This window comes from Sphingobacteriaceae bacterium GW460-11-11-14-LB5, from assembly GCA_002151545.1.
Classification (GTDB): domain Bacteria; phylum Bacteroidota; class Bacteroidia; order Sphingobacteriales; family Sphingobacteriaceae; genus Pedobacter.
Window position 1 is genome coordinate 2,703,659 of record CP021237.1, and the last position, 13,485, is coordinate 2,717,143.

Annotated in this window: 12 protein-coding genes; 3 read left to right on the forward strand and 9 right to left on the reverse strand. The window is 37.2% G+C overall.

The window, feature by feature from the left end; all coding sequences use genetic code 11:
- Positions 1-33: 33 nt before the first annotated feature.
- The 6 genes from CA265_11015 to CA265_11040 form a co-directional block, all read right to left on the reverse strand.
- Positions 34-243 (reverse strand): hypothetical protein, encoded by a 210-nt coding sequence (locus tag CA265_11015; protein ID ARS40153.1) that lies wholly within the window; start codon positions 241-243, stop codon positions 34-36.
- Positions 244-297: 54 nt separating this feature from the next.
- Positions 298-1,308, reverse strand: coding sequence for a hypothetical protein (locus CA265_11020; protein ARS40154.1), 1,011 nt, complete (start codon positions 1,306-1,308; stop codon positions 298-300).
- 1 nt (position 1,309) lies between these two features.
- On the reverse strand, positions 1,310-4,867 hold the full coding sequence (locus CA265_11025; protein ID ARS40155.1) for a hypothetical protein: 3,558 nt from the start codon (positions 4,865-4,867) through the stop codon (positions 1,310-1,312).
- 251 nt (positions 4,868-5,118) lie between these two features.
- Entirely contained in the window at positions 5,119-5,331 is a 213-nt protein-coding gene (locus CA265_11030; protein ARS40156.1) for a hypothetical protein, read from the reverse strand.
- Positions 5,332-5,388: 57 nt separating this feature from the next.
- A complete protein-coding gene (locus tag CA265_11035) occupies positions 5,389-5,529 on the reverse strand; it encodes a twin-arginine translocase TatA/TatE family subunit (protein ARS40157.1) in 141 nt (46 codons plus the stop codon).
- A gap of 160 nt (positions 5,530-5,689) precedes the next feature.
- Positions 5,690-6,544 (reverse strand): phosphohydrolase, encoded by an 855-nt coding sequence (locus CA265_11040; protein ARS40158.1) that lies wholly within the window; start codon positions 6,542-6,544, stop codon positions 5,690-5,692.
- Between the two features lie 224 nt (positions 6,545-6,768).
- On the opposite strand from CA265_11040, the gene CA265_11045 reads away from it, so the two are divergent.
- Both CA265_11045 and CA265_11050 read left to right on the forward strand, forming a co-directional pair.
- Complete coding sequence (locus tag CA265_11045; protein ID ARS40159.1) at positions 6,769-7,422, forward strand: hypothetical protein; 654 nt, start codon at positions 6,769-6,771, stop codon at positions 7,420-7,422.
- A gap of 7 nt (positions 7,423-7,429) precedes the next feature.
- On the forward strand, positions 7,430-8,728 hold the full coding sequence (locus CA265_11050) for an ABC transporter (protein ID ARS40160.1): 1,299 nt from the start codon (positions 7,430-7,432) through the stop codon (positions 8,726-8,728).
- A 281-nt stretch (positions 8,729-9,009) separates the two neighbouring features.
- On the opposite strand, the gene CA265_11055 is transcribed toward CA265_11050, so the two are convergent.
- Entirely contained in the window at positions 9,010-9,366 is a 357-nt protein-coding gene (locus CA265_11055) for a hypothetical protein (protein ID ARS40161.1), read from the reverse strand.
- A 269-nt stretch (positions 9,367-9,635) separates the two neighbouring features.
- Here CA265_11055 and CA265_11060 point away from each other — a divergent pair, with 269 nt between their 5' ends.
- Positions 9,636-10,238 carry a hypothetical protein gene (locus tag CA265_11060; GenBank protein ARS40162.1) on the forward strand — a complete coding sequence of 201 codons (603 nt, stop codon included), beginning with the start codon at positions 9,636-9,638 and terminating at the stop codon, positions 10,236-10,238.
- Positions 10,239-10,306: 68 nt separating this feature from the next.
- Here the strand turns inward: CA265_11060 and CA265_11065 are convergent, their stop codons facing one another.
- Together CA265_11065 and CA265_11070 are read right to left on the reverse strand one after the other, a co-directional pair.
- Positions 10,307-11,836, reverse strand: coding sequence for a hypothetical protein (locus CA265_11065; protein ARS40163.1), 1,530 nt, complete (start codon positions 11,834-11,836; stop codon positions 10,307-10,309).
- A 5-nt stretch (positions 11,837-11,841) separates the two neighbouring features.
- Complete coding sequence (locus CA265_11070) at positions 11,842-13,467, reverse strand: hypothetical protein (GenBank protein ID ARS40164.1); 1,626 nt, start codon at positions 13,465-13,467, stop codon at positions 11,842-11,844.
- Between the last annotated feature and the right edge of the window lie 18 nt (positions 13,468-13,485).

Genomic DNA, 13,485 nt, shown 5'->3' on the forward strand with positions numbered 1-13,485 from the left:
CAGCTTCAGTCCCGCTTTCTATTCCAATCAAGCTTAAGCACAAATTTTTGCGCACCCTGCAACCTCAGAAATGAAAAACTGCACTGGCCATTTAGCCCCGGTTGCAGCGTTACCCTGCAGCGAGGAGGTATGACGAAGCGAAGCGTAAAAGCGTAAAACGGGAGGACATTTATTGATTTGTACAGGTACTGCGCTCCACATATAAGCTCTGAATACAGCGATAAAATCGCCTTTCTCCTCCATCCTCGTTACAAACAAGGACGATGAATAAGTTTTCAACCTATCGCCCACTGAAAACTACCACATTTTAATATACGATGGCACCTTGTAGATATTGTTCAACAATAAGCCCAGTACAATTTCGTGGCTGCCATTACTTACCTGATTTAACTCAGAGGTTGTAAAATCGTACGAGTAAGTTAAGTTAACCATTTTACCAATGTTAAAGCCTGCCATTGCGGCAAAGGAGTCGTCTTTACGATAACTTCCACCCAACCAGATTTTATCTTTAAAAGCGAGTTTAAGGTTTACATCAACAGAAACAGGTGCAGGCGAAACATACTTTACCATTACCGATGGCACTGCAGCAATCTCATCATCGACGAAAAATTTATATCCCGCAGTGGCAAAATAATGTGGCGCTTCTTTACCTAAATTATAGCTATTATCACCTGTGAAACTTAATTTCTGCGGCAAAATTTGCTGTACAGATAAACCTGCAAACATCCTGGCGCCATACAACCATAAACCAATACTCAAATCGGGTTTTACCTGGTTAATTAATGCCCTGTTCATAATCGGATCTATTGGTGTATCGAAAGTAAGTGCATTCACATCTAAAGAAATACTCGAAATCCCCGCTGCAACACCTGCCGAAAGATTAAAATTATTACTGAGCTGCAGATGATAAGCATAAGTGACATTTGCATCCAATCTTTTTATCGGACCGGTTTTATCTAAAACGGCGGTTAGCCCCATGCCATGGTGCGACGGTGATGACATATAGTTTTGCATATAATTACGGTCCATCGGATTACCGGTTTGCTCAGGGAAAGAAGTCAGCGCATTACTCCATAATTGATTATCGCCCAAGGCCCAGTGTGCCGATACAAATGAAGTTTGAGGTGCATCGGTAATACCCGACCATTGTTTACGGTAGCCAGCTTTAAAATCAAGGTAATTTTCAATTCCTGAGAGCGCCGGATTTAGCAGATACTGATTAAAAATGTATTGGGTATACTGTGGCTTTTGTTGTGCACAAACCTTAAATGTTGCAAAAAGAGCAAATATGATGATGAGTTTTTTCAATTTATCTGATTATAGTGAGCGGTCCTGTTATTGTTTTTCTTCCGTTACGGGGGTTGATGACATAATAATAAACACCTACCGGAAGTGGTTCATTTTGGTAATTCCCATCAAAAGGAATTTTATATCCATTGCTAAAAAATACCTTATTCCCGTTTCTGTTAAAAATTTCGACAGTTGCATTTGGGTAAGATTCTAAATATTTAATAACCCAGGTATCATTTACATTATCGCTATTTGGTGTAAAGGTATTGGGTGGATTTAATACTTGCAAAACTTTAATCAAAACTTTCGATGTCGTGGAGCAGCCATCAGGCTGTGTGGTTGCTGTAAGCGTATATTCTGTATCGTTATCTGGTGAGGCAATGGGATTTAATACATCTGTTTTGTTTAAACCTGTTGCAGGCGACCATTTATATTTCAGGTTAGTACCTTCAGCAGTGGCAGGGATTTCGATCTGTCCACCTGCTAAAATGTAAACCAATGTACCTGCATTAGCAACAGGCGATTTGTACACTTCGATTGTATTGGTTATGGAGCTGGGACAACCATTATCACCTGTAAAGGTATAAGTGATGAGATGTGGCCCAAGTCCGGCAATTTTCGGATTAAAGGTACCATCTTCTTTTATGCCATCGCCACTATATACGCCTGGCGCTCCATTCATTTCTTCTCCAGCTTTCTGTTTCGCCTGCGTAATTAAAACGGTTCCATCGGCCTCGCAAACCGGAGCCATATCATCAAACACCAATTGCGGAACGGGTTTTAAGGTAAGCGTTTGATCTAAAAATTTAGAACAGTTTTCTCCGGAATAAGCGACAAGCCTGATGTTAAAAGTTCGGTCGGTGGTGCCGCCAAAAGTATCATACTTTATCACAAAAACTTCGTTATTACCGGGATAAGGGATGGTTTTGTAAATAGAAGCTTCTCTGCCAAAATCTCTGTAAATCTCAATCTTTGTAATGTTACCTGTAAATACGGTGGATGTATTTTTAATCATGATATCTTCACTCACACAGCTATGATCGTTCAAAATTTCAAAATCTGCTGCTTTAACATCACCATTTACCGTAAATGGTTTTCGTGCGAACACCTCACAACCATCCTGATTATTCACCGTCAGGATCACATTGTAATTACCCGTGGCTGCAGGCGTAAAAGTACCATCTACTCCTGTGGTTGTGGCGATTACATTATTGTTATTGTCAGTGTACTTCCACTCAAAAGTTAAGCCTGTTGTAGTTCCATCTGCATTTTTGGAAATATTTTTAAACCTGGCTACCCCATCTGCCAAACAAAAATCAGGAAGCTCGAAATCAGCCGATTGCGGATCAATTACAGTTACTGCTTTGCTTTTCAAGATGCTCACACATCCTTTATCGCTTTCCGTTATTAAAGTAATGGTATAAGAGCCAATAGCACTGTATTGATGAACAGGATTTTGCTGAGTAGAAGCCGTACTTCCATCGCCAAAATCCCAGGTCCATTTCACAATAGTGCCCGGGCTTTCAATCGTCGATTTTTCAGTTAAAATAATCGGTTTGCCCACACATAAACCTTTCACATCAAAATCGGATATGGGTTGAGGATTAATCACAATTGGAAATACAGAAGATGTTTCTGAACATTTAGAATCTGTCGTAGCCGTTAAAACCACATTATAAGTCCCCGGACGATCATAAATATGAACAGGGTTCTGCTCAGGAGACGTTTTCCCATCACCAAAATCCCATAACCACTGTGTAATGCTTCGCGAATTTGAATTGGATTCACTTTTATCCGTAAACTGAACACCAGTAGACTGGCAACCCGTAGCCGGTAATTCGAATGCCGCTGTAGGTTGATTATCAACCGAAAAATCGATAATCAATTCTTCAGTATTACCACAATTATCGGCATTTGGCTTAGTTGCAATTACTTTAAACTGATAATCACCAGGATTTGGATAATTCAGGTCGTTAGGATACTTGTAGGTATAGTACGTATTGTTATCATTTGGCCTGGTAAAGGTGTTTATTGCCACGGGGTTATCATCGGTAAAACGTGCTGCGCCCTCAATCTCCCAATCTATCTTAGTGGCCTGGTAAGGTAAATTTATCGTTAAACTAATGGGTTCTCCTAAGCAACCGCTGCTAATAGGTTGTCCTGTAACCGCACTGGTGGGTTGAAAAGTAAAATTCTGAATATTTGCCCCGGCTAAATAAGCATAAGACTCTACTGCTCCGTAACCATATGAAATTGCCGAAAAACCACCTGCCGCAGATAACCTGTGCTGGGGCTGTGTATTGGTCACGTCAATTACAGCGTAGCTAAAAGTGTTATCTATATTGGTAAAGTTATTCACCGGGTTACCATCCAGCCTAAATGAAGCTATATCTGCTGTTTTAATAATTACATTCAGATAGTACCTCGTGATCTGGGTAGGAACGCCTACTGATCCCAAATCAGAAAAAACCGTAATGTTATTTAGTGTTTGCTCAACGGGATTAAGCACGGTTATTTCAGGATCACCAGGAAATTGATATTGGTTGGTATTGGTTCCATTGTTTAGGTTGCAAGTTTGCGAAGTTTGGTATTGTGCCACCGCAATTGGTTTCGAACCTGAAATTACATTTGCTGAAGTAGTGAAAAAGGTAATCACTGCTCCTTTATTGTAAGGATTAGAAAGCGGAGTTCCATTGGCATTAGTGGTGCTCCCATTTACGGTTAAAACCGTATTGTCATCAGCTACAATTACCCTCATAATATCGGTATTACCATGAAGGGTGTTATAAAAAGGTGCGGTTACAAAATTCTTTCCCCATGCAGAAACCGGAAAAACCTGTTGGTACAGGTTATCTCCCCCAGCTGGATTACGACTATTACCTTCATTACAAAAAGCTGCCCAGGTATTACCTGTAAATACAGCTATAGGATTACAGTTTAAGGCTTTGATGTGGCTTCCGGTTAAATCACCAACTGATTGATATTGATAAACATCGCCTCTATTTAACTTAATGGTAAAAGTGGCATCAGCGTTTCTTCCTCCGTATCTTTCGTTTTGTTTAGGCGTAATTTCTACATCAGTATTATCAACTGTTGCTACAATTGTAAATTGCGAAAAACCCTGTTGATTTCCATGATTTTCATAACTAAAGGCATAATACTCTTGTCCCAGCGTATTGGTTGGTAAGACTAAGGTACCACCCGTACGGGCATTATTGGAAATAATACTATACAATGATATGGCCTTCGTTGTAACCACATGAATGGCTTTATTGGGTTCTATTAAATTGGAGCTGCCCATCAACACCGCGTAAGTATTGGGATTGATTACAAATGGCAAACAGGTATTTGCAGGTATGGTTGCACCTGCCGGAGAAACTAAAGTATTACCAACATAAACTTCATATTCGGTAGCCTGATCTGCAGATAAAAACAAGGTTAACCTCGACCTATCTCCATCAATATGCCCTGCATAAGGAACATAAAAATCTTTTCCCTTATTTGATGTGTTTTGAGCAAAAGACAAGGACCTTGCAAAGAGCAAGAAAAACAAAACCAATAACCAATGTCTGCTCATTACCTATCAGTTTAGTTTGAAAACGTTATACATGTTTGTTTGATTAGATATGCAATATACTATTAATCAAATCACAAGAAAAAACAATTATTAGAATTTTAACAATTTTTAAGTAGAAAAACGGCCTTTCGTGTAATAAACTGAATGAGTAGTGTAAAAAAGTTTCAGATGCGAAAGTAATGACTTAGAAAAAAGGAATATCATGTAAAACAAAAAAGCCACCTTATTAAAAGTGGCTATAAGATAAATATTCAGTTATTGCCTTGATCGGACTGATCGCCGCTACCGTATTTTGCAGAGAAATCTTTAGCTTTCTCATCTGCAACACTATCGTTATGATCTTCAGGTTCCAGATTTTCGTCTAAGCGGTCGTTCCAATCATTTAATCCCTTTTCAGGATGTTTTGCATTTTCTGCTGTAAAATCAGATTTTGATTTAGCCAGATCTTCTTTTTTATTTTCCATGTTGGCGTTTATTTTAGATAAAACAGTGCCGCTAACAGAAAGTTTGGTTCAGTACGATTATTTAACAGGAGGTTCATCTTTGGCATCCTTAAATTCTTTCACACTTCTCCCAATTCCCCTCATCAATTCCGGTATTTTTTTACCACCAAAAATAAGCAGGATAACCACTCCTATTAAAATAATTTCTATTGCAGACATATCTTTATATTTTTCACAATATACGTTAATTCTTATGAAATGGATTGTTAGTGATTGGGTTAATCGGTTAATTGTTTAAATCGGCGAATTGACAAAACTACAGACTTAAGCCTTCGGACTAACGATAGGATAGTCTACACCAAACACCAAGCGCCTAACCCTAGACTAGCAAGGCATTTAAAGTCCTCTTTTTGATTTTAGGCACCGCGCCATGACGCATAAATTCGGCAAAACCTTTTAATTGTTTGATTGACTTAATGGCTTCGTATCCTTCATAAGAAGTTCTGATTTTGTTTAGCAGCATGATATCTGTTTTAAACAGGTCACTTTCAACTAATATCCCTTTATTCAGAAATTTCTTAATCAGTTCGGCCATTTTGCCATTGGCATATAAATTAAGTGGTAATTTAAACATATCATTATTGAGCTTTTCGAAAGCTTCATTGATCCAAAGCACCTCAGTCTCTACATTCACGGCTATTTTTCCATCCTTCAAAACAACGGAAGTCAAAAATTCGCGGGCACGCTGACGGGAAATTATCCCACCATGAACCCCGTCCCGTAAAGTATAATCCAAACGATCGGCACAGAGCGCTGGCAAGGGTTGTTCTAAAATATCAAAAGTACCGTACAAAATCTGGTTAACATTGTATCCATAATTTAACAGTACATCAGGCACTTCCGATTTACATAAAACTTCTGCAAAAACCTTTTCATGATAATCTTCATCTGTATTGTCGAAAACATAATCTCCCACATGAGAAAAAGCAGTATGCGAAATATCGTGCAGCAAACCGGCAATTTGTTCCAGTTCTGAGCCACCTAACATCCTGATCAACATGGTTACGCCAATGGCATGCTCCAGTCGCGAATGACAGATATCCGGGTTGACCAAAAATATAGCCCCGCTTTGATGGATCCCGCCCAACCTTTTTAAAGTATCCGTATTTAACAGATCAGAAAATACCGCCGGCAATTCCATTTTGCCATACAAAAAATCGTTTACCTGGATCATGTTGCTTTATTTAGTTATAAGGAATAATCAGCAGTAAAAATACTAATTATTTTAGCTTTATTATAAAAAATTATCCACATTAAAACTTTAATAAACTAAATTAATTAGCCATAAAACTACTTTCAAATATTTTGAAAGCTATTATTACAATTTCATGATCAACAAAAAAGCAGCAGTAAAAACAAGCCTATAAATTAAACGTTATACTTGTAAAAAACAGCTATATGGCAACTGCTCAGCAAATTAGAAAAGCATATTTAGATTATGTTTTAACCAACGATGAAAAACCAAAATCGGTTTATATTTTTGTGAAAAAGCTTAAAATTACCGAGGCTGATTTTTATCAGTTTTTCTCTTCTTTCGAAAGCATAGAAAAAACAATCTGGTTCGAACTTACCTTCGAAACCATTAGCAAAATCAAAGAACAGGAAGTTTGGCCCCAGTATACTTCCAGAGAAAAAATGCTTTCTTTCTTTTACAGTTACCTGGAAAACCTGAAAAACGAACGCAGTTTTGTGATTTACAGTTTAAAGAATCACCATGGTAAATTTTCTACTCCTGATGTTCTGGCTGGCGTAAAACCCATTTTCGAAAATTTTGCTCAGGAAATTATTGAAGAAGGTTTAGATAGTGGCGAACTTGCTGAACGTCGTTTTTTAAGTAAGCGTTACAAAGATGCATTATGGATTCAGTATGCTTTTATTGTTAATTTCTGGATCAACGATGATAGCGAAGGTTTTGAAAAAAGCGACGAAGCCATCGAAAAAGGCATCAATGTCACTTTTGATCTTTTTCAGCATTCGCCAATTGATAATTTATTGGAATACGGAAAGTTTTTATCCAGAAATGGGAAGTTTGCAGATAAGATGAGGTTTTAAATACCAGATGAAGACACAAAAAAGTATTCCAACTACCAAGGTAGAGCGTTCGGCAAAATTTGTTAAAACCGGTATTCAGATTGGGGGCAATTATATTAAACATTACTCCAAAAAATTGTTTAACCCTGAAATGGACCGCGAACAGCTAAACGAAGATAATGCCACCGACATTTATAAATCACTGAGCGAATTAAAGGGAAGTGCCTTAAAAATTGCACAGATGCTGAGCATGGATAAAAATATCCTGCCAAAATCATATGTAGATAAATTTACCCAGTCGCAATACAATGCCCCGCCCCTTTCGGGTCCATTAATTGTCCGGACTTTTACCAAAAATTTCGGTAAAACACCTGAAAACATTTTCGATAGTTTTAACTTAAGCTCCAGCAATGCAGCTTCTATCGGACAGGTGCACCAGGCAACGCTTAATGGTAAAAAACTGGCCGTTAAAATTCAATATCCAGGTGTAGGTGATAGCATTTCTTCTGATTTAAAACTGGTAAAACCTTTCGCTTTCCGTTTATTGGGCATGTCGGAAAGGGAATTGAATATCTATATTAAAGAAGTTGAAGAACGTTTGCTCGAAGAAACAGATTACGAACTGGAAGTTAGGCGTTCAATAGAATTTTCTGAAGCCTGTAAAAACCTCTCTCATGTGATTTTTCCGAAATATTATCCCGAATTATCTGGAAAGCGGATCATTACCATGGATTGGATTGATGGCTTACATTTAAAAGAGTTTTTACAAACCAATCCTTCTCAAGCGCTGCGAAATAAAATCGGTCAGGCGCTGTGGGATTTCTACAACTTTCAACAGCACGAACTCAGGGCCGTACATGCCGATCCACATCCGGGAAATTTTATGATTACGCCGGACGAAAATTTGGGTGTAATTGATTTTGGCTGTATTAAGGAAATGCCTGATGATTTTTATTACCCGTTTTTCTCCTTAATTTCAACTGATGTAATTCATGATAAAAATAAAACGATAGATGCTTTTAGAAAACTGGACATGATTCATGCAGACGATTCTCCTGAACAGGTTGAGTTTTATCATCAATCGTATAGAGAGATGATCAGCCTGTTTGCCAAGCCTTATACCAGTAAATCTTTCGATTTTAGTAAGCCTGACTTTTTTGAGCAACTGTATAGGTATGGTGAAAAGATTTCGAAAATGCCGGAATTTAAGCAGGCACGGGGCGTAAAACATTTTATTTATGTTAACCGGACTAATTTTGGCCTGTATACGATATTACATGAATTAAAGGCAACGGTTAAAACAGATACTTATAAACCTAATGTATAGTGCATAGTTGTCATTTCAAGCTCGGGGCTTCGAGAAGAAATTTATATTACTTTGATATTGGTCCTTCCTTACTGGATGAATACTAACCATTAAGGAATTAAGAAAATTAAGGTTTTTCTAAGATGTTATAGAGGAAGTTATCTCTTTGGAAGATCCGTCATTTCGAGCGTAGCCGAGAAATCTATGAGTAAATTTTAATAATACAACTTATAAACTTCTCTCTCTAAAGTTCGGAATTGCTCTCCAGCCGCAAAAACGACCATTCGATCGAATAAGCTATTTTATGAATTTTTCTTTACTACTTCAACCATATGATCGATATCAAATGGTTTTTCGATATAGTCATCAGCTTTGCAATCTTCGGCCTGTTGTGGTAAGTTATTTGATGTTGAGGTTAGCACGGCCGATACATCTTCGGTTTCAGGGTCAGATTTAAGTTCTTTAATCACCTCTGATCCTTTCTTTTTACCCTTGATGTGATCATCTACAATCACTACATCGGGTTCAATTTCATCTATTTTATCTATCGGCTCGGTTGTCAATGATGCCGTAACATCAAAGCCTTCCTCTTCCAATACCTGGTCCATTATATCGAGGATATCTTTATTATCCTGAACAAGTACAACCTTTTTCTTCATAAATAAACAGACTAAATTCTCACTAAAGATAAAGAAAAAGACTAATCCAATAATAAATCTTAAAATATTTTACAATTGGTTAGTAAATGTTGCAGGTTTTCGTCTTGAATTAATGCCTGTTCGTCGAGTATTACCTATCGATTGTATAAAAACGCAACATGGCCTGCAACGTTTTTCATTTCATTGCGTCTTATCTACAAAACTACAACAAAAAGACTTAAACATTTAAATAACAATTAATTAACATTTAATTATTAAATAAAAATATTATGAAAACCTCAATCAAAACCCTAATCGCAACTTCATTAACAGCAATCGTTTTATCTTCAGCAGTATTTACTACAAGTGTTTCTGCAACAGAAAAAGAACCGGATGCCATTTTAAAAATATCGGCTTTTAAAAGAATTTCTGTAAAAGGAAATGTAGAAGTAACCATTATCCAGCGGAGTAATCCTGGCATTTCTTATACTGATGACAACACCGGAACAGCAAAGGTGATGCAGGATGGTGATAATTTAAAAATCGCTTCTACCAGTACCGAAAAAGCAAAATTAACCGTTTATGTAAACGATTTTTACAGAATTGAAGCTTCAGAAAATGCAATTGTTAAAACAGAAGGAAAACTAAGAACTAAATATCTTCAGATCTTTTTAAAAGGAAATGCACATGCCGAAATCAATACCAGCTCAGAAGGTTTATATACTGTAATTTCTGATCAGGCAGATTTAAAATTAAGTGGTTCTACTGATAACCATACTTTAGTAATGGGTAAATCGCAAAAATTAACCATCGATAGATTTGCAGCTTTGAAAACCAACATCAGCTCTGTAGAAACTGTGGCTGTTGAAAAAGAAATTGCCGCAATCAAATAATCATAAAACACACCAATGAAACAAGGCTTTCTGATCGCAATCAGAAAGCCTTTTGTTTTTAAAGGTGATTATATTATAAACTTCTTTAATTCTATTTTCATTTTCTGCTGGTTTCGGTTAACCTCCAGTTGAATTTTATTCCTGGCTAAAACCCTCAATTGTTGTGTGATCTGATCAACAGATTCGGGCACAAGCTGATTAACTTTTATCAGTTCATCACCCTTTCTCAAACCCGCCTGATAAGCCAAACCATCCTCATCAACATTTTTAACAATAAATTTACCACCCTCTTTCTGGAAACCCAAACCCAGTGCATACAATGGTACAATTGGTGTTTCGAAATTTTTATTCGGACTTAACTGGATATAGTTTAAACTATAATTAAACAGCATATTGAATTTACCGATTAGCGACATGCCCAACAAACCATGACTGTTAAAACCATATGGATTTTGTTCTTTGGGCAAATCGACCGTTACCACGGGGTTGTTAAGATTATAGCCTGCAATACTAATTGCATCAATCCCTCCAATTTGCGCTTTACTAATCTGATTGGTTAAATCCATCGAAGCACTTGATCTTTTATTTCTCAATTTATCAACCAGGCCATTTACATAAGTATTTAAAAAATAATTACCTGAAATACTGCCACCATTACCGGTATCAAACATTAAAATACTGGGATAATTAATGCCATTCACTTTTAATGTAACTTCTAATTTGGCTGTATTTCCATTCAGTTTTACAGGTACTTTATTTCCTGTTGATTGATCAAAATAGCCGAAATTATAAATACTCATCAAGTTATCGTCTAAATTAACGGCAACCTGATAATCTTTTAAAAGATCAAAGCCAATAATGCCATCCATTGGCTGGCCTACTACCTGCGATAAAGCATTTAAATTGGCAACAACAACTTGTTTCCCCCGCACATTTACACCTTCGATATTTAACGCTAATGAATCGATGGTTTTAAATTGTCCGCCCTTACCCGCTGTTTTAATATCGATGGCTTTTTGATTGATTTTTATATTTAAGCTTGTGGCCAGACTTTCATTTATAGTTGTTGCACCCGCACCGCTATCGAACAGGAAATTGTATTTTTTACCTGCTATGGCTACTTCTACAAACATTAAACCTGCTGAACGTTTAACATTTACTTTCGACAGTAATTTAGCTGGTTGCAATTCTTGAAAAACAGGATCAGCAAGCCCCATTAACAGCTCGAAATGACCGATTCTTTCAAAAGTTAAAAACTTGCTCATCCGCAACCAGGAGATCATTTTCGGTCCAGTTTTTGGAACGGCAACCTGTTTTGCATAGATTTTATTGTTCTTTTTAACTACCGTTTCATAATAAACCGTATCTAAAATAACCGGATTTACGAGTTGCGGCACAACCGGATACACATCCCTGTCACTATATTCGGCAATACGAAAAGATGGATCGAGTGCATCGAGGATATTTTTAATATGATGTGTCTTTAAATTTTCACCAAACTGCTGCAATGCATATTTAATCTGAACATCATTGGCTTCCTGTTGTGCAAATGCATGTTGACTAATCAACAAAAGCACAATATATACTATTTTTTTCATGGTAGTTATTTAGTTGAATGAGTAGATTGATCGGCCATTTTCAAGGCCTGATAAGCATTAACGATTCCACCAGAAACAGAAATGTTCTGTAGCTTTTGCTTTCCCTGCCATTCTTCCGGAACGATGGTTACCGTTTTCATTAAAATATTTCTAATCTCCGGAGCTGATAATTTTGGATAATAGGAACGCAATAATGCTGCAATACCACAAACTACGGGAGAGGCCATACTGGTACCATGCATGCCCGAGTACTTATTATCAATCATGGTCGAATACACATCAAAACCCGGTGCAAAAAGATCTACCGATTTCTTCCCATAATTAGAGAAGCCCATAATTTCGCCAAATGGACTGGTTGCCCCTACTGTAATTACATTTTTCGCCTGTTTACCATTGTTATAAAACTGTGAAGGATAAAAAACAAATTGATCAGTATCTTCGGTAAAATTCCCTCCACCTCTTACAATCACGACATCCTTTTTTTCTGCGTACCGAATGGCTTCATCAACCAGGTATTTCAAGGGTGAAACACGTTTTCCAAAACTCATATTGATTAGCTGTGCTCCGTTATCTACGGCATAACAGATCGCTTTGGCTACATCCCGGTCATACTCATCCCCACTTGGCACCACTACACGGATCGGCATAATTTCTACCTGACCAGCAATACCTTCAATACCCAGGTTATTGGTACGGTCTGCAGCGATAATTCCAGCCACATGTGTTCCATGATCAGAACTTTGAAAACTCAATTGATTATTGCCCCAGTTTTGCCCGTCCTTAACGTCTTCCATTACAAAAGCACGGTCATCTTTCGATGCTGCAACCAATTTATTCTGATAATTAATTTTAGCCTGACTGATCATAAAATCGCCCATGGTATATAAAATATTTGCAGGCTGACTTACACTATATTTCGCCCCCTGAGCTCTTAATTTTAAAAGTTCGAAAGCAAAAACTAAATCTTTATCGTTTGCGAACTCCGGTTTTTCTTCGTTAAAAGTCTGAATAGTAACCACCTTATTGGGGTACTTTTTACGGAAATAATGATCAATTGAATCAAATTTAGAAGCCATTTTTTCCGCTAAACCGATCGAAGATGCCGTTCTGTATACATCCGATTTACGTTTAACAAGTTCTAAATATTTTTTCTCTTCCCCTTTTAATTTTGTGGTATCTACATTTTCATATTTACGGACCAAACGCAAATATTCACGGTCATTTTCGTTGGCCGTAACCTGAATATTCCTTTTTCCATCAGCACTGCCTAAGAAGTTCCATCCATGAATATCATCTATGTAGCCATTATGATCATCATCTATTCCATTATCAGGAATCTCTTTTTTATTGGTCCAGATTACTGATTTTAAATCTTCATGGTTAATGTCAACACCGGCATCAATCACGGCCACCAGCACTTTATTAGCGGTCTTTCCTTTCAAAATTTCGGCGTAAGCTTTGTTTACCTCCGTACCATAAACACTATCCTTATCGAAGGATAACAGGTGCCAGTTTTGAGGATGATGTGTAAACAGGTCTTTCTTTTTAGCTGCAGATAAACCACCTTTTTGCTGTGCATTTAGACAAAGCGGTAGCCATAAGACCAGGAATAGTCTTGTTATTTTTTTCATTTTCGTATTGATTTTTGG

Excerpts from the sequence above, each read along its gene's own strand:
- CA265_11015 (ARS40153.1), bottom strand. The coding sequence starts at position 243 with ATGGAGGAGAAAGGCGATTTTATCGCTGTATTCAGAGCTTATATGTGG.
- CA265_11025 (ARS40155.1), bottom strand. The coding sequence starts at position 4,867 with ATGAGCAGACATTGGTTATTGGTTTTGTTTTTCTTGCTCTTTGCAAGG.
- CA265_11030 (ARS40156.1), bottom strand. The coding sequence starts at position 5,331 with ATGGAAAATAAAAAAGAAGATCTGGCTAAATCAAAATCTGATTTTACA.
- CA265_11035 (ARS40157.1), bottom strand. The coding sequence starts at position 5,529 with ATGTCTGCAATAGAAATTATTTTAATAGGAGTGGTTATCCTGCTTATT.
- CA265_11040 (ARS40158.1), bottom strand. The coding sequence starts at position 6,544 with ATGATCCAGGTAAACGATTTTTTGTATGGCAAAATGGAATTGCCGGCG.
- CA265_11045 (ARS40159.1), top strand. The coding sequence starts at position 6,769 with ATGGCAACTGCTCAGCAAATTAGAAAAGCATATTTAGATTATGTTTTA.
- CA265_11050 (ARS40160.1), top strand. The coding sequence starts at position 7,430 with ATGAAGACACAAAAAAGTATTCCAACTACCAAGGTAGAGCGTTCGGCA.
- CA265_11055 (ARS40161.1), bottom strand. The coding sequence starts at position 9,366 with ATGAAGAAAAAGGTTGTACTTGTTCAGGATAATAAAGATATCCTCGAT.
- CA265_11060 (ARS40162.1), top strand. The coding sequence starts at position 9,636 with ATGAAAACCTCAATCAAAACCCTAATCGCAACTTCATTAACAGCAATC.
- CA265_11065 (ARS40163.1), bottom strand. The coding sequence starts at position 11,836 with ATGAAAAAAATAGTATATATTGTGCTTTTGTTGATTAGTCAACATGCA.
- CA265_11070 (ARS40164.1), bottom strand. The coding sequence starts at position 13,467 with ATGAAAAAAATAACAAGACTATTCCTGGTCTTATGGCTACCGCTTTGT.